Annotated in this window: 18 protein-coding genes and 2 tRNA genes; 8 read left to right on the top strand and 12 right to left on the bottom strand. The window is 68.2% G+C overall.

What is annotated here, in order from left to right; genetic code table 11:
• Window positions 1-16 precede the first annotated feature (16 nt).
• The 3 genes from ctaD to Sp245p_RS06610 form a co-directional block, all read right to left on the bottom strand.
• Complete coding sequence (gene ctaD / locus Sp245p_RS06620) at window positions 17-1,630, bottom strand: cytochrome c oxidase subunit I (RefSeq protein WP_014240854.1); 1,614 nt, start codon at window positions 1,628-1,630, stop codon at window positions 17-19.
• Window positions 1,631-1,696: 66 nt separating this feature from the next.
• Window positions 1,697-2,557 (bottom strand): cytochrome c oxidase subunit II, encoded by an 861-nt coding sequence (gene coxB, locus Sp245p_RS06615; protein ID WP_014240855.1) that lies wholly within the window; start codon window positions 2,555-2,557, stop codon window positions 1,697-1,699.
• A 483-nt stretch (window positions 2,558-3,040) separates the two neighbouring features.
• Entirely contained in the window at window positions 3,041-4,399 is a 1,359-nt protein-coding gene (locus Sp245p_RS06610; protein WP_014240856.1) for a DUF3422 family protein, read from the bottom strand.
• 170 nt (window positions 4,400-4,569) lie between these two features.
• Between Sp245p_RS06610 and tldD the strand changes: the two genes are divergently transcribed.
• The 3 genes from tldD (at window position 4,570) to Sp245p_RS06595 (ending at window position 8,860) form a co-directional block, all read left to right on the top strand.
• The gene (gene tldD / locus Sp245p_RS06605) at window positions 4,570-6,003 is read left to right on the top strand and encodes a metalloprotease TldD (protein ID WP_014240857.1); all 1,434 of its coding nucleotides are present in this window, start codon (window positions 4,570-4,572) and stop codon (window positions 6,001-6,003) included.
• Between the two features lie 39 nt (window positions 6,004-6,042).
• Complete coding sequence (locus Sp245p_RS06600; RefSeq protein WP_014240858.1) at window positions 6,043-6,567, top strand: glycine cleavage system transcriptional repressor; 525 nt, start codon at window positions 6,043-6,045, stop codon at window positions 6,565-6,567.
• A gap of 217 nt (window positions 6,568-6,784) precedes the next feature.
• Window positions 6,785-8,860: a YjbH domain-containing protein gene (locus Sp245p_RS06595; protein ID WP_014240859.1), complete on the top strand. Its 2,076-nt coding sequence runs from the start codon at window positions 6,785-6,787 to the stop codon at window positions 8,858-8,860.
• A gap of 18 nt (window positions 8,861-8,878) precedes the next feature.
• Here Sp245p_RS06595 and Sp245p_RS34830 read toward each other — a convergent pair whose 3' ends face one another.
• On the bottom strand, window positions 8,879-9,532 hold the full coding sequence (locus Sp245p_RS34830) for a hypothetical protein (RefSeq protein ID WP_014240860.1): 654 nt from the start codon (window positions 9,530-9,532) through the stop codon (window positions 8,879-8,881).
• Between the two features lie 330 nt (window positions 9,533-9,862).
• On the opposite strand from Sp245p_RS34830, the gene Sp245p_RS06585 reads away from it, so the two are divergent.
• Window positions 9,863-10,027, top strand: coding sequence for a DUF1328 domain-containing protein (locus Sp245p_RS06585; RefSeq protein WP_035674837.1), 165 nt, complete (start codon window positions 9,863-9,865; stop codon window positions 10,025-10,027).
• Window positions 10,028-10,258: 231 nt separating this feature from the next.
• Here Sp245p_RS06585 and Sp245p_RS06580 read toward each other — a convergent pair whose 3' ends face one another.
• On the bottom strand, window positions 10,259-10,945 hold the full coding sequence (locus Sp245p_RS06580) for a sigma-70 family RNA polymerase sigma factor (RefSeq protein ID WP_014240862.1): 687 nt from the start codon (window positions 10,943-10,945) through the stop codon (window positions 10,259-10,261).
• A 648-nt stretch (window positions 10,946-11,593) separates the two neighbouring features.
• Between Sp245p_RS06580 and Sp245p_RS06575 the strand changes: the two genes are divergently transcribed.
• Entirely contained in the window at window positions 11,594-12,589 is a 996-nt protein-coding gene (locus Sp245p_RS06575) for a transglycosylase SLT domain-containing protein (protein ID WP_014240864.1), read from the top strand.
• Window positions 12,590-12,674: 85 nt separating this feature from the next.
• Window positions 12,675-13,433: a class I SAM-dependent methyltransferase gene (locus Sp245p_RS06570; protein ID WP_014240865.1), complete on the top strand. Its 759-nt coding sequence runs from the start codon at window positions 12,675-12,677 to the stop codon at window positions 13,431-13,433.
• A gap of 92 nt (window positions 13,434-13,525) precedes the next feature.
• On the opposite strand, the gene Sp245p_RS06565 is transcribed toward Sp245p_RS06570, so the two are convergent.
• The 4 genes from Sp245p_RS06565 to Sp245p_RS06550 form a co-directional block, all read right to left on the bottom strand.
• Window positions 13,526-13,601, bottom strand: a tRNA-Glu gene (locus tag Sp245p_RS06565).
• A 38-nt stretch (window positions 13,602-13,639) separates the two neighbouring features.
• Window positions 13,640-13,715, bottom strand: a tRNA-Glu gene (locus Sp245p_RS06560).
• A 68-nt stretch (window positions 13,716-13,783) separates the two neighbouring features.
• Window positions 13,784-14,833: a threonine aldolase family protein gene (locus Sp245p_RS06555; RefSeq protein WP_109138416.1), complete on the bottom strand. Its 1,050-nt coding sequence runs from the start codon at window positions 14,831-14,833 to the stop codon at window positions 13,784-13,786.
• Window positions 14,830-15,156 carry a hypothetical protein gene (locus Sp245p_RS06550; protein ID WP_014240866.1) on the bottom strand — a complete coding sequence of 109 codons (327 nt, stop codon included), beginning with the start codon at window positions 15,154-15,156 and terminating at the stop codon, window positions 14,830-14,832. Before Sp245p_RS06550 ends, Sp245p_RS06555 begins: the two co-directional genes overlap by 4 nt.
• A gap of 46 nt (window positions 15,157-15,202) precedes the next feature.
• Here Sp245p_RS06550 and Sp245p_RS06545 point away from each other — a divergent pair, with 46 nt between their 5' ends.
• Together Sp245p_RS06545 and rpoH are read left to right on the top strand one after the other, a co-directional pair.
• Complete coding sequence (locus Sp245p_RS06545) at window positions 15,203-16,255, top strand: RluA family pseudouridine synthase (RefSeq protein WP_014240867.1); 1,053 nt, start codon at window positions 15,203-15,205, stop codon at window positions 16,253-16,255.
• A 183-nt stretch (window positions 16,256-16,438) separates the two neighbouring features.
• On the top strand, window positions 16,439-17,323 hold the full coding sequence (gene rpoH / locus Sp245p_RS06540) for an RNA polymerase sigma factor RpoH (protein WP_014240868.1): 885 nt from the start codon (window positions 16,439-16,441) through the stop codon (window positions 17,321-17,323).
• A gap of 39 nt (window positions 17,324-17,362) precedes the next feature.
• Here the strand turns inward: rpoH and Sp245p_RS06535 are convergent, their stop codons facing one another.
• From Sp245p_RS06535 to Sp245p_RS06525, 3 genes are all read right to left on the bottom strand, one after another.
• Window positions 17,363-17,890, bottom strand: a complete 528-nt coding sequence (locus Sp245p_RS06535; protein ID WP_014240869.1) for a hypothetical protein — start codon at window positions 17,888-17,890, stop codon at window positions 17,363-17,365.
• A 33-nt stretch (window positions 17,891-17,923) separates the two neighbouring features.
• Window positions 17,924-19,966: a serine/threonine-protein kinase gene (locus Sp245p_RS06530; RefSeq protein WP_014240870.1), complete on the bottom strand. Its 2,043-nt coding sequence runs from the start codon at window positions 19,964-19,966 to the stop codon at window positions 17,924-17,926.
• A 213-nt stretch (window positions 19,967-20,179) separates the two neighbouring features.
• Window positions 20,180-21,472 carry an adenylosuccinate synthase gene (locus Sp245p_RS06525; protein ID WP_014240872.1) on the bottom strand — a complete coding sequence of 431 codons (1,293 nt, stop codon included), beginning with the start codon at window positions 21,470-21,472 and terminating at the stop codon, window positions 20,180-20,182.
• Window positions 21,473-21,513: the final 41 nt, after the last annotated feature.

Raw genomic sequence — 21,513 nt, 5'->3', positions numbered from 1 at the left:
GGTCACGAACGATGCGTCACTTCACCTGCGGCAGCGTCTCGAAGGCGTGGAACGGCGGGGGAGAACTCACGGTCCACTCCAGCGTGCCGGCCTGCGGCCCCCAATAGGCGGCCTCGACCTTCTCGCCGCTGCGCAGGGTCTTGTACGCGATCCACACGAAGAGAAGCGTGGACGCAAAGGAGAGATACGCCCCGAAGGAGGAGATCATGTTCCAGCCCCAGAAGGCGTCCGGGTAATCCGGGATGCGGCGCGGCATGCCGGCCAGACCCAAGAAATGCTGCGGGAAGAAGACCAGGTTCACGCCGATGAAGGTCGTCCAGAAGTGAACCTTGCCCCAGAACTCCGGATACTGGCGCCCCGACATCTTGCCGATCCAGTAGTACCAGCCGGCGAAGATCGAGAAGACCGCACCCAGCGACAGCACGTAGTGGAAGTGCGCGACCACGTAGTAGGTGTCGTGCAGCACGATGTCCATGCCGCCGTTGGCCAGCACCACGCCGGTCACGCCGCCGACGGTGAACAGGAAGATGAAGCCGAGCGCCCACAGCATCGGCACCCGGAACTCGATCGACCCGCCCCACATGGTGGCGATCCAGGAGAAGATCTTCACGCCCGTCGGCACCGCGATGATCATCGTGGCGGCGGTGAAGTAGGCCTTGGTGTCGACGTCCAGGCCCACCGTGTACATGTGGTGCGCCCACACCACGAAGCCGACCACGCCGATGGCGACCATTGCGTAGGCCATGCCCAGGTAGCCGAACACCGGCTTGTGCGAGAAGGTCGAGACGATGTGGCTGATGATGCCGAAAGCCGGCAGGATCATGATGTAGACTTCGGGGTGGCCGAAGAACCAGAACAGGTGCTGGAACAGGATCGGGTCGCCGCCGCCCTCCGGGTTGAAGAAGCTGGTGCCGAAGTTGCGGTCGGTCAGCAGCATGGTGATCGCGCCGCCCAGGACCGGCACGGCCAGCAGCAGCAGGAAGGCGGTCACCAGCATCGCCCAGACGAACAGCGGCATCTTGTGCAGCGTCATGCCCGGCGCGCGCATGTTGAAGATGGTGGTGATGAAGTTCACCGCGCCCAGGATCGACGATGCGCCGGCGAGGTGAAGGGCGAAGATCGCCATGTCCACCGACGGCCCGCTGTGGCCCAGCGGCGAGGACAGCGGCGGGTAGATCGTCCAGCCGGTGCCCGCGCCCTGCCCCACGAAGGCGGAGCCCAGCAGCAGCAGGAAGGCCGGGACGATCAGCCAGAAGCTGATGTTGTTCAGCCGCGGGAAGGCCATGTCGGGCGCGCCGATCATCAGCGGCACGAACCAGTTGCCGAAGCCGCCGATCAGCGCCGGCATCACCACGAAGAACACCATGATCAGGCCGTGCGCGGTGATCAGCACGTTCCAGACCTGCCCGTCGCTGACGAACTGCAGACCCGGCGACTGAAGTTCCAGCCGCATGATGACCGAGAACAGCCCGCCGATCAGCCCGGCGATCACCGAGAAGATCAGGTAGAGCGTTCCGATGTCCTTGTGGTTCGTGGAGAAGAACCAACGCTCGACGAAGCCCGGCATGTGGTGGTCATGGTCATGCCCGTGGCCGTGTCCCTGCGCTTCCCCCGGATTGGCGTTTGCCATGTCTCTAACCCTCGCGTCGGCGGAATGATTTTTCTTTGAGGTGCCGCTGCATCCAAAGCATGAGGCTTACTGGACGGCCCCGGCGGACGGCAGCCCAGCGGATGGAATTTGGGCGACGTCGCGCTTGGTGTCGGGGGTCCCGTAAGCGGTCTTGGCCTTCTCGACCCACTGGTTGAAGGCCTCCTTCGACACGGCCTCGACCGCAATCGGCATAAAGGCGTGGTTCACGCCGCAGATCTCGGAACACTGGCCATAATAGACGCCTTCCTTTTCGATCCGCACCCAGGTCTCGTTGGCACGGCCCGGCACGGCGTCCTTCTTCACGCCGAAGCTCGGCACCGCCCAGGAATGGATGACGTCGCCCGCGGTGACCAGCACGCGCACGGTCGTGCCGACCGGCAGGATCACGCGGTTGTCGACCTCCAGCAGGCGCTTCTGGCCGGGCTTCAGCTCCGAATCCTGGATCATGTAGCTGGAGAAGGCGATGTTGCCGTGGTCGGGATACTCGTAGTCCCAGTACCACTGCCGCCCGGTGACCTTGATGGTCATCTCCGACTCCGGCACCCGCTCCGCCTGGTAGAGCAGCTTGAAGGAGGGCACCGCGATGACGATCAGGATGATGACCGGAATGACCGTCCAGGCGATCTCCAGCACCGTGTGGTGCGAGGTCGTGGACGGCACGGCGTTCTTCTTGGCGTTGAAGCGCAGCGCCACCCAGCCCAGCAGCCCCGCCACGAAAATGACGATGGCGACGATGATCACCGTCAGCAGGTCGTGGAACGAGTCCATGGCGTGCTTGACCGGGGTGGCCGCCTCCTGAAGCCCCAATTGCCAGGGGTGGGGTTCGGCGGCGGAACCGGTCGCGGCAAATCCACACAAAGATGTCAGCGCCGCCAGAACGGCAGCGTTCAGGGTCTGCGTCTTCATCCCCACCCTCTTCGTTGCCCGCCGCCCACGGTCGCGGACGGCGGTCGTCCCTTCCCGCCGGACCCGCCTTCGCCCCTGTTTCCCTGGTGCGTTCCACCCCTGTCGGGCGGTTGCGCGTCCGGGCGTTGCGACGGTGCCGGTCTATGCAGGGATCGTGCCGTTTGTGGGCGGCGCGGTCCCCGCAGCGCGAGCTTAACCCTGCACTGCGCTTGGGTACAAGTCAGGCGTCCCTACACGAAGGACATAGGCGCAATGCCGGTTTCAAGCCCGCATCAGAACAGAAGTTGAGCTTCCGTATCGGCTTCGCACTGCGACAAGCTGTCGCAGTTTGATGGTACAGCGAATTGTCTCGGAAAATCAAGTTTTTAGGCTTGCACGTCCCTGGTGTGGGACGCAAGCGACCTTGCGCGGACGGCGCCATCCGGCCGCCGTTTGCGCTGCGGTAACCCACCACCGTGTTAGAACGGAAAAGCTCCGGAGCCGTCAGTGTCCGCTGGTGATGACCTTGCGGATTCGGCGCACGCCGGACCAGACGAAGGCGATGACGATGGGAATCATCAGCCCGACGAGCAGGTCGGGATCGACCTTCATCCCGAGTCCCTTCACGCCTTTCGCGGCGTAGCCGACGATGCCGACGAGGTAGTAGCTGATCGCCACCACCGACAGCCCCTCCACCGTCTCCTGCAGGCGGAGCTGGAGCTGCGCCCGCTTGTCCATGGAGAGGAGAAGCTCGGCGTTCTGCCCCTCCACGGCGATCTCCACGCGGGTGCGCAGCAGGTCGCTGGCGCGGGCCACGCGCTGGGACAGCGCCTGCAGGCGCGATTCCACCGCTTCGCAGGTGCGGATCGCCGGGGCGAGGCGGCGGTCCATGAACTCGCCCACCGTGGGCAGCCCCTCGATGCGGATCTCGCGCAGCTCGACGATGCGCTTTTCCACGAGGTTGTAGTAGGCCCGCGCCGCGCCGAAGCGGTAGGCGGTCTCCGCCGCGATCTGTTCGGTCTGGGCGGCCAGCAGGGTCAGCCGGTCCAGCAACTCGCGCTCGTCGTCCAGGCCGCGCAGGGTGGCGATGCGGGTGGTCAGGTCGGCCAGATCGGCCTCGATCGGGCCGATGCGCGGCAGCACGCCGCGCGCCACCGGCAAGGCCAGCAGCGCCATCACCCGGTAGGTCTCGATCTCCAGCAGGCGCTGCACGACGCGGCCCGCCTGGTTGGAGGTCATCGCATGGTCGGCGATCAGGATGCGCGAGAAGCCGTCGCCATGGATGCGGAAGTCGGTCCAGGCCGTCGCCGCCCGCCCGGAGATCCGCGTCCCGATGTAGCTCGGCGAGCCGAACATCGCCGCCAGCATGTTGGCCGAGGGCTCCGGCGATTCGGCGTCGAGGACGGCGACATGGACGCCGACCATCAACTCGCCCGGCAACCCGGCCAGCCATTCCTTGGGCACCGCGTTCAGCGCCGGTTCCAGGAAGGGATCGACCAACACGTTCGCCGGGGACACGGCGTTGGGGCGGAAGACGGTCCAGGTGGAGAATTCGGTGTGCCGCTCCCACTTCAGGCGGAAGCTGCCGAAGGAGCCGCTGTAATGGGTGGCCCCGGCGGGCGGGCGCGGCACGCCGGCCCAGTCGCACAGCTTCTCCAGATGCAGCCGGTCGGCCTCCGACGCGCCCTCCCCCGACAGCATCGCCAGCATGGTGGCGCGCACCGGGGTGGACAGGACCTCCGGCGGGCGGGTGTGCACCTCGTTGGTCAGGGTCACGCGCAGGGCGTGGTTCTTCAGGGGGTGGGCCAGGGAGCGCGCGTCTCCGTTGCCGGTGCGGCCCATCGCCAGCGCGTCGTCGGTCATAGTGGCCATTCCCCTTCCGAGCCCCATCCGCCCATGGACGACGAGCCTTGCCGGATGGGCCGCCCGTCGCCACACTATAAGTCTGATCTTTAGACCACATCGCGCGTGCGGGTGCGAGAGCGCCGGTGCCGCATCGTTGTCCTACGATAGACCGATACCCCGGAGTCCCCATGAGCGCGCTTGCCGTCACCGACGATCTGTTCTTCAACCGCGCCGGCCTGGACCGTTCCCGTGTCGAGGGGGTGGTGGCCGACGCATTGCGGGGGGCGGACGACGGCGAACTGTATCTGGAATATTCGCAGAGCGAATCGCTGGGCTGGGACGACGGCAAGCTCAAGGCGGCCAGCTTCGACACCACCCAGGGCTTCGGCCTGCGCGCCATCGCCGACGAGGCGACCGGCTTCGCCCACGCCTCCAGCCTGTCCGAGGACGCCATCCGTCGCGCCGCCGCGACGGTGCGCGCCGTCCAGGCCGGGCACGCCGGCACCTTCGCCGAGCCGCCCGCCGGCACCAACCGCGCGCTCTACATCCCCGACAACCCCCTGCCCCTGGTCCCCTTCGAGGCCAAGGTGAAGCTGCTGGCGGAGATCGACGCCTACGCCCGCGCCAAGGACCCGCGGGTGCGGCAGGTCTCCTGCTCGATCAGCGGCGAGTGGCAGGCGGTGCAGATCATCCGCGCCGACGGCGTGCGGGTGGCCGACCTGCGCCCGCTGGTCCGGCTGAACGTCTCCGTCGTGGTGGCCGAGGGCGACCGCATGGAGACGGGCGGCCACGGCGGCGGCGGGCGCGTCACCTACGAGCACTACATGCAGCCGGAGACGTGGCGCGCCTTCGTGGACGAGGCGCTGCGCTCCGCGCTCGTCAATCTGTCCTCGGTTCCGGCCCCGGCGGGCGAGATGACCGTCGTTCTCGGCAACGGCTGGCCGGGCATCCTGCTGCACGAGGCCATCGGCCACGGGCTGGAGGGCGACTTCAACCGCAAGAAGACCTCGGCCTTCGCCGGGCTGATGGGCCAGCGCATCGCCGCCCCCGGTGTGACCATCGTGGACGACGGCACCATCGAGAACAGCCGCGGCTCGATCACCGTGGACGACGAGGGCACCCCCGGCCAGTGCACGACGCTGATCGAGGACGGCATCCTGGTCGGCTACATGCAGGACCGCATGAACGCCCGGCTGATGGGGATGCGCCCGACCGGCAACGGGCGGCGCCAGAGCTTCGCCTGCCATCCCATGCCGCGCATGACCAACACCGTGATGCGCCCCGGCGCCTATGAGCCGGAGGAGATCATCAAGTCGGTCAAGAAGGGCCTCTACGCCAAGAACTTCGGCGGCGGGCAGGTGGACATCACCAGCGGCAAGTTCGTCTTCTCCGCCAACGAGGCCTATCTGATCGAGGACGGCAAGCTCGGCCCGGCGGTGAAGGGCGCGACCCTGATCGGCAACGGCCCGGACAGCCTGACCCGCGTGTCGATGATCGGCAACGACACCAAGCTGGACCCCGGCGTCGGCACCTGCGGCAAGGACGGCCAGGGCGTTCCCGTGGGCGTCGGCCAGCCGACCCTGCGCCTGGACGGCCTGACCGTGGGCGGCACGGCGGCCTGACCGCCGCCGCTTCTCTTTCCCGCATCGGAGGTTCCGCCCGTGTCGTCCCTCGCCCTGGTTTCGACCTTCTGCCCCGACCGCGTCGGTCTCGTCTCGGCGGTCACCGGCCATCTCTTCGGGCTGGGGGCCAACCTGCGCGACGCGACCTTCGCGGTGATGGGGTCCGGGGCGGAGTTCTCGGCGGTCTGCGAACTCCCCGACGACGTCCCCGTCGGGGAGGTGCAGGAGGGGCTGGCCAGCCTGCCCGAGCTGGCCGGCGCGCAGATCAAGGTGACGCCCTTCGACTTCGATCCCAACCCCGGCCCGCTCGCCCGCATCACCCACCGGGTGGAGGTGTCGGGCGGCGACCAGCCCGGCCTGATCGCCCGTCTGTCGGAAATCTTCACCCAGTTCGAGGCGAACATCGTCCGGCTGGACGCCCAGACCCTGCCGGAGCGGGAGGGAGGCCGTTACACCATCCGCTTCGCCGTTTCGATCCCGCCGGAGCGCGCCGGCACCTGCCTGTCCGCCATTGCCAACACCGCGGAGACGATGGGCCTGACCTGCACCGCCGAACCGCTGTAACGCTTCTCATGCATCAGCCCGCTTGCCCCCTCTCCCCTCCGGGGAGAGGGTTGGGGTGAGGGGGTTGAGCTTTTGCCGAACCTTCCGCCACGCGCATCCCCCTCACCCGCCCGCTTCGCGGACACCCTCTCCCCAGAGGGGAGAGGGATAAAGGTTGCATTCATACGCATGAAGATGCCATGGATCGGGAACTTTCCCCGACCATCTCCACCATGGCGTGAATCGCGTTCTCCTCGTCCTCGCGCTGTCCTTCACCGCCCTGCCCGCTTGGGCGGAGGGGCTTGAGGCGACCCTGTCCGACTGGGGAGCCGTTGGGCTGCTTCAGACACCAACCGCGCGCGGCATGCCAGACGGCACCGTCACTGCGGGATTGACCGCTCTCGGTGGCCTGCACCGGCATGTCTTCGCCAGGGCGCAGCTCCTTCCCGGCCTTGAGGTCACCCTCCGCGACAGCACCTACCCGAGCTGGCACGGCCTCAGCGAGCCGGGGGTGGACGCCAAGCTGCGCCTGCTGCGCGAAGGGCCGTGGTGGCCGTCGCTGGCGGTCGGCGGGCGCGACGTTACCGGCAGCGGGCTGGACCTGCCGGGCAAGGGCCGCTTCGCGGGAGAGTATCTGGTCGCCTCGCGCCGCTGGTGGAACGTCGATCTCAGCCTGGGCATCGGCTGGGGTGGGCTCGGCGACTATGGGCATGTCCGCAACCCGCTGCGCTTTCTCGGCGGGCGATTCAAGCGTGACCGCGACCCGGCGAAGGCGTCGTCCCGCGGGCCGGAGGCGTGGTTCACCGGGGAGCGCGCGGCCCTGTTCGGCGGCGTCGAGTGGCACACGCCGCTGGAGGGGCTCAGCGTCAAGCTGGAATACAGCGCCGACAGCTTCCGCGCCCAACAGCAGGACGATCCGAACTTCCAGCCCGGCCTGCCGCTGAACGCCGGTCTGGCCTACCGTCCCTTGAACTGGCTGGAACTGGGCGCCGGGGTCGAGCAGGGTTCGCGCGCCATGCTGCGCCTCGCCGCGCGCTTCGACCCGCAGGAGGAAGGAGAAGCCACCGCGCTCACGCCGCCGCCTGTGGTCGGCGCCCGCCCCGCTGCGCCGGACACCGCGCTGCCCGCCCCGGACATCGCGGCTCTGGCCCGGCTGCACCGGCTGCCCGCCCGCACCGCGTTGGTCGACGGCGACCGGGCGGCCCTGTGGCTGGACCCGGCAGGCGCCGGCACCGCTCCGCTGGCGCAGGAGGTGGGTCGCGCCGCCCGCCTGCTGGCCGACAGCGCGACCCCGGACGTCGAATGGCTCACCGTCGTCACCGGCAACGCCGGGCTGGACGGCACCGCCGTCACCCTGTCGCGTCGCGCCGTGGAGCAGGCAGCCGGCCACCGCGGCAGCCCCGAGGAAATCTGGCGGACGGCCCGCATCGACCGCTCCGCCGGCCCTCCGCCGGACTGGCCGGCGCGGCTCGCCCTGACCGTCACGCCGACCCTGGAAGCCAGCCTGTTCGAACAGAGCGCGCCGCTGTTGCAGAGGACCTACGGCGACACCCTATTGACCGCGGAACCGCTGCGCGGGCTGGTTCTCAGCGGTGGGCTGCGGGTGAACGTCAGCCACAACCTCCACCTTCTCGACACCAACGCCATCCCGGCGGCGGATCCGGTGCGCAGCGACCTGCCGCGCTACGCCGACCGCCTCGCCACGGTCGAGCGGCTGTACGCGGCGTGGCTGGCCACGCCCTCCGAGACCTGGAGCACCCGCCTGTCCGTCGGCCATTTCGAGGAGATGTTCGGCGGTGTGGGAACCGAGGCGCTGTACCGCCCCCTGACGGCGCGCTGGGCGCTCGGGCTCGACCTCAACCGCGTCTGGAAGCGTCCGCCCGACGACGCGCTGCGCCTTGCCCCGGAAAGCGGGCGGAACACGGGCCACGCCAGCCTCTATTGGGAAGCACCGGGGGCCGCCACCACGGGTGTGCTGCGGCTGGGGCGCTATCTCGGCGGGGATTGGGGCGGCACGCTCGAACTGCTGCGCGCCTTCGACGGCGGCGTCCGCCTGTCCGCCCAGGTCACCTGGACCGAGGGTCCGGAGGGCGCGCAGAGCCGCTACGGCGGGCGGTTGGAGCAGGGCATCGCGCTGACGGCGCCTTTCAGCCCCGGCGGCTCCTGGCCGCCGGACGGACGGCTGGCGACCGCGGTGCGCACCCTTGGACGCGACGCGGGGCAACGGCTGCGCCAGCCATTGCCCCTGTACGACGCGTCGGTTACGGCGGGTTACGGCCGCCTGACCGGATCATGGCCGCGGCTGATGGAGTGAGCCGCGGCGGATCAGTGATCAACGGATTTCGGAGATCGTGCCGGTCTTGGCATCGAGAAGCACGGTGCTCCAGGTGCCGTTGGCCGACTGGGCCTCCGCCACGTAGTTCTCACCCTGCTTGCGGAAGTCGCGGACCGAGGTGAAGCCGGCGGCGCTGAAGTAGTTCAGCAGAGAGGTCTGCATCAGCTCCTTGCGGTTCTGGCCCCGCTCGGCACGCTGGGCGGTGTTCGGGTCGACGTTCATGATGACCTGCCGGTTGCCCTGCATGGTGTTGGGCATGGTGCCGGTGGCCGAGCCGGTGGTCCCCATCGCGCCGCTGCTCGGCATGCTGTTGTTCATGTTTCCGGTCGAACCGTAGGTGCCGGGCGTCGCATAGGTGCCGGTGCTGCCGTAGGTGCCCGCGGCGCCGGATCCAACGGTGGATTCGGCGGTGCCGCTGGTCACACGGTCGGGCATGCGGCCGTCCGGCATCCGGTTCTGGGTCCGGTCGCTCCACGGGTCGGCCCGCTCGCCGGGCAGGCTTTCCACCTGCGGGCTGGTGGTCGGCAGGCCCGACGGGCTGGAGCGCTCGTAAGGAACCTGCGGCGCGCTGTTCTGATAGGTCTGGGCCATCGCGGCGGGAGCGGCCGCCAGGGTCGCGGCGAGAACGGCGAGGGACAGTTTGGCGTTCATGGCATCCTCTTCTCTCGATACGGCGTCTCGCACCGCCGCAGCGGCGCTGCGCCTTTTCGCCCGCCCGGCCGGAACCGAGCAGGCTGGCGACCCGGACAACAGCGCTCGTCGGCCGTTGTTGCGGTCAAGCCAGCGTTATCGGGATGCCCCTCCCCCTTTTGGAACCGACCCTACCCAAAAAAAGCTCTTTACTGGAACGGGGTGCGGGAACCTTTCAGAGCGGAGGCGTGTTCTGCACAGTACTGACACGCTCTTCACAGAGTAGGACGTTCAACAGACTGCGCGCCGGACGAGCCGTAACGCGCTTCGGACCGAGCGGGGGAGGTTAGGATGCTCTATTGGGCACTTGTTTTCTTCGTGATCGCGCTGATCGCCGGCGCACTCGGTTTCGGCGGAATTGCGTCAGCCTCTTCGGGCATTGCGCAAATCCTGTTCTTCCTTTTCCTGATCCTGTTCGCAGCGAGTTTGATTCTGGGCCTGGTCAGGCGCCGCTAGACCCAGCACCCGCCCGGAACCGTCCGGGCGGGCGTTTCCCGCAGCGCGCCCGTGTCCGGCCTTTCACGTCTCGAAGGGCCGGGCTCGCGAGTACCCCGAAAGCCTCTCGATGTTAGCCTCGCACCTGGCCGGCAACGCCCCATCCGGAGCGTTGCCGGTTTCTCTGTGCGCCCGGCATGAGCGGCTAAGGGTATGAACGGCTATGGAACGCGGACGGATCAATCATCCGGATCAATCGTCATCGGTCGGGCTGTGCCCTTCCATGAGCTGGCGCAGGGCACGACGGCCGCGCGACAGGCGCGACTTCACGGTGCCGATGGAGATGCCCAGAATGTCGGCGGCCTCGCCGTAGGAGATGCCCTCCAGCCCGATCAGCAGGACCACCTCCCGCTGCTCGGTCGGCAGCAGGCCGAGCGCGCGCTTCAGGTCGCGCAGCTCCAACCGGACGAACTGGCCGCCATGGGCGGCGCCGATCGCCGCCTGCCCTTCCCCGTCGATGTCCACGACCGCCTGCCGGCGACGGATGCCGTTGATGTGCAGGTTGCGCAGAATGGTGAAGAGCCAGGCACGCAGGTTGCTGCCGGGCCGCCAGAGATGCAGGCGCGACAAGGCGCGCTCCAGACATTCCTGCACGAGGTCGTCAGCCAGCGTGGCGTCCCGCACCATGGCGCGGGCGAAACGGCGCAGGCGGGGAATCTCCGCCTCGATCTGCGCGATGATCGCCGGATCGGGGGGCGCCAGCGGCGCCGAGGACGCCTCCGCCGCGTCTTCGACGGCCGGATCGTCGGCTTCGACCGCAACGTTCAACTCGTCCTCGTCCGCACGGCGGCTTCCCATCACCGGCTTGAGGGCGACGGGGTCAAGCGGCGCGGGGCTGCTTGCCGGACGGCGCAAGGAACTCGCGACGTGGTTCGCCATCGGTGGAACGCTGCCTCCCTGTGTACCGAAAGATGTCCCGATCATGCCGGGCGCGTCTGGAAACGCCCGAACCATCGCTCCGGACCCCGCCTTGCGCCGAATGCGCGCGGGGCATAACCGGATTCTCCAACGACAATCGTCGGTCCATCAGTACGTAATGGCGCACCACAGGGGCTGCCAGTTGGGAAAAAGGCTAAGCCCCTTAACAATTTGGCGAGATTACCCCTAAATGCCATGAATCGTCCGATTGCTCCCGTAGCATTCGATCGGGGATGAGGTATCGTCTCCGGACATACGGGAGGCTTCATGACTTTGCTCAAAAGGAAAAGGCCGGCTGGCTTTCACCAACCGACCTCAAATCTCCTTTGCGGGATAGCCATGTCTATGGCCAACGATGAATTCGCTCATTCATCCATCCGCAGGTCCGCTGTCAGCGGTTCTTCTTCTCTGTATAGGCGGCGTTTCCGTCCCTTAGCGGAAGTCTTATTTCATTGTGGTCCGCTTCCTCTCTGGGCCGGAACCATATCGCATTACGTCTTTCGTGGACAGCCGGACGTTGGCGCTAGCGCGCCGATCTTCCCGCATACGCCGAAAGACCGGACGGCTTCACCAATCGGCAAAAGCTGCGTCAAGACGGTGAAAAGCGCGGTGGCCCTGGCCGCCGGCGGGCTGATCGCCTCCTTTCTGACGGCGCTGCCGGCCACGGCCCAGAATGCATCGGTCCAGGACGCATCGGCGCAGACGGCGGCCCCACCCCCCGTCTTCCAGAACTCGGGCGAGCGCACGATCCGCGCGCTGGAGGCGCTCGCCGGCAAGGGCAGCGCCCGCGCCCAGTATGAGCTGGCCATGCGTTACGAGGTTGGCAAAGGCGTGAACCGGGACGAGCGGATGGCCCTCTCCCTCTATTGCCGGGCGGCCCGCCAGGACTACGCCGAGGCGGCCTACCGCGCCGGGCGCATGCACATGGCCGGGCGTGGCGCGGTGTCGAAGGACGAGGAGCTTGGCCGCTCCTGGCTGCGCCGCGCCGCCCAGCTGGGCAACGAGGACGCGGCGCAGATGGTCAAGCCAGCCAGCGCCTCAAGCAGGAGCACGGCGAGCAAGGCGCCCGACCGCTGCGAACCGCCGAGCGTGCGCTGGGGCGTGATCCGCATGCCGCCCAAGGAAATTCGCGCCATGGTCACCAAGATGGCCCCCAGCTACGGGCTCGACCCCGATCTGGTGCTGGCGGTCATCGCCGTGGAATCCGGCTACCGCGTGGATGTGGTGTCGGAAAAGAACGCCATGGGGCTGATGCAGCTGATCCCCGAGACGGCGGAGCGCTTCGGCGTGACCAAGCCCTTCGACCCCGAGCAGAACCTGCGCGGTGGCATGAAGTATCTGCGCTGGCTGCTGGCCTATTTCGACGGCAACGTGACGCTGGCGCTCGCCGGCTACAACGCGGGCGAAGGGGCGGTGCTCCAGTACAAGGGCGTCCCGCCCTACCGCGAGACGCAGGATTATGTGGTCAAGGTCCACAGCGTCTACCCCCGTCGCGTCCATCCCCACGACCCCGGCGTGGTGCGCTCGGCCGGCCTGCCCGCCGCCAAGCAGGAGGAGGTCGCCGAGCTGAGCATCTCCCGCTCCGGCGGCGCTTCGAAACGCTGACGCCGACCGTCTTCCGCGCTCAATTCGGCGGCCCCGCCCGGCGATTTCCCGTATGATCGGGCATTGCCGACAGCGGGGACCACCGATGAGCAGCGCGGACGGAACGAACTCCGACAAGCATTACTGGCATCAGTACATCGACACCTACCGTCAGGCCTTCCGGACGCTGGGGCCGGTGCGGATCATCCTGGAATACGGGGTGTTCCGGGGCGATTCGATCCGCTGGCTGCGCTCCCAGTTCCCGGACGCCTTCATCATCGGCGCCGACATCCTGGAGCCGCAGCCGGACTGGCCGCAGGACGACCGCATCCAGTATGTGCGGTTCGACCAGAACGACCCCGACCACATCGGGCGCAGCCTGCGGGCCAACGGCATCCGGTTCGATCTCATCATCGAGGACGGCAGCCACATCCCCCAGCATCAGGCGTGGTGCCTGACCCAGTCCCTGCCCCATCTGCGCAGCGGCGGCCTGTACATCCTGGAGGACGTCCACACCTCCCACCCGGACCACGACCTCTACCGGGCCTACTGTTCCGATTACGCCCAGCCGCCGGCCACCAGCCTCCAGGTGCTGCTCGCCTTCCAGCACATCCGGGCGACGGGGGTTCCCTTCACCGAGGCGCTGGCCGCCGGCTTGGCGTCCAAGGATTTCTTCACGGCGGAGGAGGTGAAGGCGCTGCACGCGGACATCGCCGGGATCGAGCTGTACCGGCGCGCCCGCCTACCCCTGCACTGCTACAAATGCGGCGGCAACGATTACGACTACACGGCGATGCGCTGCCGCTGCGGCGTTGCGCTCTACGAGACCGCGGATTCCATGTCCTTCCTGATCCGCAAGACCTGAGGAGGACGCGGCGGCATCGCGCCGGTGCATGGTGCGGAAACGACGACGGCCCGCCGAAAAGGCGGGCCGTGGATCGTTGATGCCGGTAAGGATGGCGTCCCCTAGGGGATTCGAACCCCTGTTACCGCCGTGAGAGGGCGGTGTCCTAGGCCTCTAGACGAAGGGGACCTTCATCGGGCGATGCTCGGTTGCCAGCCGAACGAAAGTGGCGTCCCCTAGGGGATTCGAACCCCTGTTACCGCCGTGAGAGGGCGGTGTCCTAGGCCTCTAGACGAAGGGGACAGTCTTTCGTCGTCTGACGACGTGGCGTCGTCGGCGTGGCGGGTTTTTAGCGAACCCACCCTGCCCGATCAAGCCTTTTCTGACAGATCTTTGGCGATTTTCAGAAAAGAGTTCACGACGGCCTGCGGCGTGTCGAAGGCGGTGACCAGACGCAGCAGATCGCCCTCCCAGCGGTAGAAGCGGTAGCCCGCCGCCTCCAGCCCGTCGGCCACCGCGGCGGGCAGGCGCACGAAGACCTCGTTAGCCTCCACCGGATAAGCCAGCTCCGCCCCCGGCAGGGCGGCGAGGCCCTGAGACAGCCGGTCGGCCATGGCGTTGGCGTGGCGGGCCAGCCGCAGCCACAGATCGTCGGCCAGCCAAGCGTCGAGCTGCGCCGACAGGAAGCGGCCCTTGGACACCAAGTGCCCGGCCCGCTTGCGGCGGAAGCCGAAATCCTCGGCCAGCGCCGGGTTGAAGAACACCACGGCCTCCGCGGCGAGGCAGCCGCCCTTGGTGCCGCCCAGCGACAGCACGTCCACCCCGGCCTTCCAGGTCACCTCCGCCGGGGCACAGCCCAGCCGGGCCATCGCGTTGGCGAAGCGCGCGCCGTCCATGTGCACCGCCATGCCATGGGCGTGCGCAACGTCGGACAGGGCCGCCACCTCCTGCGGGCGGTAGACCGTGCCGGCCTCCGTCGCCTGGGTCAGGCTGAGGGCGGCGGGCTGCACCCGGTGCACCACGCCGATGCCCGCCCCTGCCAGCGCCGCGGTCAGGGCGGCGGGGGTCAGCTTGCCGCCGTCCCCGGCCAGCGGCACCAGCTTGGCCCCGCCGGTGGCCATCTCCGGCGCGCCGCACTCGTCGACGTGGATGTGGCTTTCCTGGTGGCAGTAGACCGCGCCGTAGGGCGGGACCAGGGCCGACAGGGCCAGCGCGTTGGCCGCCGTCCCGGTGGCGACCGGGAACACCGTCACCTCGGCCTCGAAAAGGGCCGACAGGCGGCGGGTGACGCTGGCGGTCAACGGGTCCTGCCCATAGGGGTCGGCGGACCCGATCGCGGCCGCGGCCAAGGCGTTGACCACCTCCGGCGCGGCGCCGGCCACATTGTCGCTGCGGAAGTCATGGATGAAAGTGTTGGTCATGGCGCGGCGGTTCCGGCGGTGACGGTCACGGCGATGGCGCCGGTGCGCGGGTCCATCACATAGAGGCGGTCCGCGGCGTCCGGTATGGTGACGCGGAAGACGACGCGGTTGCCAACCGCCACCGGGTCGCCCAGGCGCGCGCCCGCCGGCAGGCCCAACGTGACCTCCTCCATCCGGCCCGCGGGGGCGGCGGCCCGCTCGGTGTCGGCGCCGGCCCGGCGCTCCGGATCGCTGATGCGCTTGTAGAGTTCGACGCCGAGGAACGCGAAGCCGGCGATGATCATCACGCCCATGATGACGATGAGTGCCTTGAGGAACTGCACGGTTTGGGGTCCACTCTCGCGCGAATGTGAGGAGTTTTGCCGAACGATGCCCGAACGCACCGAATTCGACGACGATGAGGACGAATACACCGGAACGCAGGATGGCGAAACCGGCGAAGGCACGCGACAGCGCTGGAGCGTTCCCGACGATGCCGGCGGCCAGCGGCTCGACAAGGCCCTGGCTTCGGGGCTTCCCGGCCTGTCGCGCTCGCGCGTGCAGGCGCTACTGGAGAAGGGCTGCGTGCAGGACGGCACCGGGCGGACAGTCACGGACCCGTCGATGAAGGTCAAGCCCGGACAAACTTTCGACGTTTTCATCCCCGAAGCTGAACCTGCACAGCCCGAGGCCCAGGACATACCCCTGGACGTGGTCTATGAGGATGAGGACGTGTTGGTGATCGACAAGCCTGCGGGCATGGTGGTCCACCCCGCCGCCGGCAATCCGGACGGCACGCTGGTCAACGCCCTGCTCGCCCATTGCGGCGACAGCCTGTCGGGGATTGGCGGCGTGCGGCGTCCGGGGATCGTCCACCGGCTCGACAAGGACACCAGCGGCCTGATGGTCGTCGCCAAGAATGACCGCGCGCACCACGCGCTGACAGAGCAGTTCTCCGGCCGCACGCTCAGCCGCACCTACCAGGCGCTCGTCTGGGGCGTCCCCTCCCCCCGTGAGGGGCGGATCGAGGGCAACATCGGGCGCAGCAGCACCGACCGCAAGAAAATGGCCGTGGTCACCGGCGGCGGGAAGCACGCGGCCACCCGCTACCGCGTCGTCCGCTCCTTCGGCACCGCGCTGGCGCTGGTCGAATGCACGCTGGAGACCGGGCGCACCCACCAGATCCGCGTGCACATGGCGCACATCGGCCACCCCATCGTGGGCGACCCGCTCTATGGCAAGGGGCGTGCCGGACGCGCCGGCGGCAAGCACGCCTCAGCCCTGCCGGAACCCGATCGCGAGCGGTTTGTTGGCTTTCCACGGCAGGCGTTGCACGCCGTGGGATTGACCTTCCGCCATCCCGCAACAGGGGAGACGGTGCGCTTCCAGGCGCCGCTACCCACGGATATTAAAGATTTGTCAGATTTCTTAGAATCGCTGTAATCCACTATACCCGCGCGCAGAAGTCGGTTATTCTTCGCGTCAACAGCCACCAAAGCTCACGCTTGCATCCGGGACCATCCCCGGCGGATCGAACGGGCAAGCGGACGGCGAGGCGGCGCAGAACAGTGAACGGCCGTGTGCCCGTCAGAAGGCACGAACAACAGCCGTCGGAGAGGGTCCAACATGGCGACGATATCCAGCGTTCCGGTCATCAGTTCCGAAAGCAACCTCTCGCGCTACCTCCAGGAAATCCGCAAGTTCCCCATGCTCGCGGCGGAGGAGGAGTACATGCTGGCCAAGCGCTGGCAGGAGATCGAGGATTCGGACGCCGCGCACAAGCTGGTGACCAGCCATCTCCGGCTCGTGGCGAAGATTGCCATGGGCTACCGCGGCTACGGCCTGCCGCTGTCGGAGCTGATCTCCGAGGGCAACGTGGGCATGATGCAGGCGGTGAAGCGGTTCGACCCCGACCGCGGCTTCCGGCTGGCGACCTACGCCATGTGGTGGATTCGCGCCGCCATCCAGGAATACATCCTGCACAGCTGGTCGCTGGTGAAGATGGGCACCACGGCGGCCCAGAAGAAGCTGTTCTTCAACCTGCGCCGCCTCAAGGGCCAGATGCAGGCCATCGAGGAGGGCGACATGTCGCCCGAGCAGGTGCGCCACGTCGCCACGACCCTCGACGTGCCGGAGCAGGACGTCGTCAACATGAACCGCCGCCTCAGCGCCCCGGACCATTCGCTGAACGCGCCGCTGCGCGCCGACAGCGAGGGCGAGTGGCAGGACTGGCTGGTCGACGAGACGGCGAACCAGGAAATCTCGCTCGCCGAGAACGAGGAACTGGGCAAGCGGCGCAAGCTGCTGACCGCCGCCATGGAGAATCTGAACGAGCGCGAGCGCGACATCCTGGTGGAGCGCCGCCTGCGCGACAACCCCACCACGCTGGAGGACCTGTCGCAGAAGTACGGCATCAGCCGCGAGCGCGTCCGCCAGATCGAGGTGCGCGCCTTCGAGAAGCTCCAGAAGGCCATCCGCAACGCCGCGGTGGAGCAGAAGCTGGCCGGTTGAGCCTTTACCCCCGTCCGCCAATGGCGGGCGGGGGCGGCCTCACGCCCCCGCGGGTTCGGCCAGTTGGTCCTGCTCGTCCGGCGACAGGCCGCCGGCCTCGTCGAACAGGTCGCCGGCGACCTCCGGTCCCCATTCCTGGACCAGCCCGACCTTCACGTCCTTCAGCGCGCTCACCCGCTTCTCGGCACGCATGACCTCGAAATTCGCCACCATCGGCGGAATGCCGAAATAGAGCGCCCAGCCGATCGCCGCCGACCCGTACATGATCAGCCAGGCCAGCGGGTCCATGAAGATCTTGCCGGCGGCGCCGATGGTGTGGTTGTGCTTCCACAGCTCGATGGCGTAGGGCATGCAGCCGCAGAAATTCAGCCCGCCGACGGTGATCGGCGCCGATTTCTCCGGGTCGCGGTCAGTGACGTAGGCAACGATGGTCGGGATCATGCCGATGCCGAACAGGATCGAGGTGGGCAGCACCACCAGACCCGCCGGGATGATCAGCAGGATCAGCGTCAGCATGCTGCCCTTGCGCTTCTTCTTCTTTCCGCCGCTCTTGCCGCCGCGCGCCATGGGTGCACCCGATCCTTGGTTTGAAGGCCGCCGTCAGAAGGCGAAGAAGAGGATGATGCCGCCGACCAGCAGGGTCGACAGCAGGCTCGACACGATGGCCGCCACCTGCCGCCCGGACGATTCGATGATGCTGTTCCGGTCGCCGATGCTCTGCCGCAGCTTGTTGATCTCGGCGTCGGCCTCGCGGTAGGCGATCTGGGCGGCCTCGAACTCCAGCTTGTCGCGGCGCAGCGCCTCCGGATCGTCGACGATCTTCAGCAAGTCGCCAAGGCGCCCGTTGTGGGCCGCGGAGTCGGCCAGCTTGCGCACATTGTCCTGGTGCGGTCGGCTGTGGAAGCGGCGGAAGGCCGGATCGAGCAGCGACACCACCCAGGCGGCGAGGTGCGACAGCCCGTCGGTGCCGGTGCGCGCCTGCACGTCGGCCAGGATGGTCAGCATGGCGATCACCCGGCGCATCGGCTCGATGCTGGAGCCGAGCTGGGTGTAGAGCATCTCGTCGGTCCGCCGGTGCCGCACCGCCAGGAAGGCAGCGACGTGGCGGTCGATGGGGTCCTTGTGCCGCTCGCTCCCCGCCCCCATCCAGTCAAGCGCGCGCAGCAGCTCCGCCGGATTGGTCGGCATCTGCTTGGCGACCAGCGGGCTGATGCAGGGCATGGTGGGGTTCATCTCGTAGAGCACGCGCTCCACCCCAAGCCCGTGGCCGGTGCGGTCCAGCAGACCGCGGACCTGATCGAAGTTCTGCACCATCGGCACGAACTCCGGCTTGAAGTCGCTCTGCACGCTCACCCAGAACATGGGAAGCTGGTTCGCAAGGACCTCGGCCGACGGCTGCGGCGACTCGCCGCGCAGGAAGGCTTCGGCCAGCATGGTGCCGATGCCGTCGGGCATCATCGCCTTGCCGCGGTAGCGGATGGGCGCGCCGGGGTCCAGCGCCATGCAGACGCGGGCGACCAGCCGTTCGGCCATGCTGCCGCCCTTGCCGGTGGTCGAGGCGGTCTGCACCGCGTTCGCCACCGCTTCGGCCCGCGCGTCGTCGCCCATGGAGCGGCGCAGCCACTTGTCCAGCTCGCCGCCCTCGATGACCGTGGCGGCGGGCGCGACATGGCGGGCGAAGGCGCGGGCCAGCGTCCGGCAATGCCAGTAGTCCTGTCCCTGGAACTCCAGCGGCCGGGCGGCGCGGCGCGGCACCTGCGGCTGCTTCGGGCTGAGGCGGCGCCCGGCGACCCAGAGATCGAGGTCCTGAAGCGTCCAGCGCTGCTTGGGATCGTCCACCAGAAGACCGCGGATCACCTCGCTGATGGCCAGCGGCAGGCGCATCTGACCGACCAGCGCCGGGTAGGACCCGCGCTCGATCTTGGCCTGGAGGATCGCCTCGTCCTCCGCCGCCCCCACCGGGTTGCGCCCCAGAAGCAGGAGCAGCAGCGTCACGCCCAGCGAGTAGAGGTCGTCGGCCATGGTGCCGGTGCCGCGCCCGGCCGGCGAGGCCATGCCGCGCTCCACCGTCTCCAGCAGGACCGTCTGGCCGTAGCCCGGCGGGGTGGACAGGCATTCGCCCAGCATCAGGCTGCTGGAAGCCAGATCGCGGTAATAGAGGTTGGTCGGGCGGATCGCGCCATGGACCACGCCGCGGCTCGACAGCTCCTTCAGCGCCGCGACCAGCGGGTGGATGATCTGCCGGGTCAGATGGTCTTCGGGGATCGGGTCCGTGGCCTCGGTCAGGCTGTTCATCAGCCGTTTGCCCGCCGGACGCTCGAAGATCATGCAGAGGCGGCGCCCCTGGCTCGCCGGCCAGTCCACCATGCCCCAATCGAGCAGGCGCATGTGGGCCTGGTTGTCGAGGCTGGCGATGGTGGCGGCGATGTCGGTGCGGGCCAGCGTGGCGCCGTGGCCGATGATGGCGAAGGCTTCGGACCGCTTGTCACGCAGCGGCTTGGCCGTGTAGGCGTTGCCGCCGATGGCGTTGAGCGCGGCGAGCGGCGCGCTGGGGTGGATTTCGTACCGCTCGGCCAGCTTGACCGGCTCGGCGTTCGCCATCATCCGATCCGCGGCGGCTGCGGTCATGGCATCGGATGGCATGGCGTTCGAATCCCCGGAGCCTGCGAGCGTGTGCCAGCCTTAGTCGCTCGAAAAGGGCAAACAAATTGTTAACGCGGGGAAAGTGGTCGCATCGGCCCCCCACCCAACCCTCCCCCGCTCCGCAGGGGAGGGCTTATTCTCCTCCCCCTGCAAAGCGGGGGAAGGTCGGGAGGGGGGCTCAATTCAACCACCCAACCACCCACCCGACAATCCTCAATCCTGGAACGGGTCGTTCATCAGAATGGTGTCGTCGCGCTCCGGGCTGGTGGACAGCAGGGCCACCGGGGCCTGGATCAGCTCTTCCACATGACGGACGTACTTCACCGCCTGGGCCGGCAGCTCCGCCCAGGAGCGGGCGCCCTGGGTGCTGTCCTTCCAACCCTCGAAGGTCTCGTAGATCGGCTCGACGCGGGCCTGGGCGCCGGCGTTGGCCGGGAAGTAATCCAGTTCCTGCCCGTCCAGACGGTAGCCGACGCAGACCTTGATCTCGTCGAAGCCGTCCAGCACGTCCAGCTTGGTCATGGCGATGCCGTCGATGCCGCCGGTCTTCACCGCTTGGCGCACCATCACGGCGTCGAACCAGCCGCAACGGCGCTTGCGGCCGGTGACCACGCCGAACTCCTTGCCGCGCTGGCCGATCAGCTCGCCGACGTCGTCGAACAGCTCGGTCGGGAACGGGCCGGAGCCGACGCGCGTCGTGTAGGCCTTACAGATGCCCAGCACATAGCCGACGGCGCGCGGACCCATGCCGCTGCCGGCGGCGGCGTTGCCGGCCACCGTGTTGGAGGAGGTGACGTACGGATAGGTGCCGTGGTCGATGTCGAGCATCTGGCCCTGCGCGCCTTCGAACAGGATGCGCTTGCCGGCGCGGCGCAGCTCGTCCAGCGTCTTCCAGACGACCGACGCGTAGGGCAGCACCTGCGGGGTGATCTCGCGCAGCGGGTCCAGGATGTCGGCCGGGGTCATCTCCGGCGCGCCCAGACCGCGGAGCAGCAGGTTGTGGTGGGCCAGCAGGGCGTCCACCTTCTCCTTCAGCACCGCCTCGTCGCCGAGGTCGCAGAGGCGGATGGCCCGGCGGGCCACCTTGTCCTCATAGGCCGGGCCGATGCCGCGGCCGGTCGTGCCGATCTTGCCGGCGCCGCGGGCCTCCTCGCGCGCCTTGTCGAGCGCGCTGTGGACCGGGAGGATCAGCGGAACGTTCTCGGCGACCTGGAGCGTGGCGGGGGACACGTCCACGCCCTGGCTCTTGATCGCCGTCACTTCGCGGATGAAGGCCCAGGGGTCGAAGACGACGCCGTTGCCGATGATCGACAGCTTGTTGGAGCGAACCACGCCCGAAGGCAGCAGGCTCAGCTTGTACGTCACGCCGTTGATCACCAGCGTGTGGCCGGCGTTGTGACCGCCCTGGAAGCGCACCACCACGTCGGCCCGGCTGGACAGCCAGTCGACGATCTTGCCCTTGCCCTCGTCGCCCCACTGGGCGCCGACCACCGCCACGTTGGCCATGTGTGTCTCCGCAAAAAAAGAAGGCAGAAAGAAACGTTGCC

Origin of the sequence: Azospirillum baldaniorum, from assembly GCF_003119195.2 — a bacterium.
Lineage (GTDB): Bacteria > Pseudomonadota > Alphaproteobacteria > Azospirillales > Azospirillaceae > Azospirillum > Azospirillum baldaniorum.
This window is presented reverse-complemented; position numbering and strand designations above follow the sequence as displayed.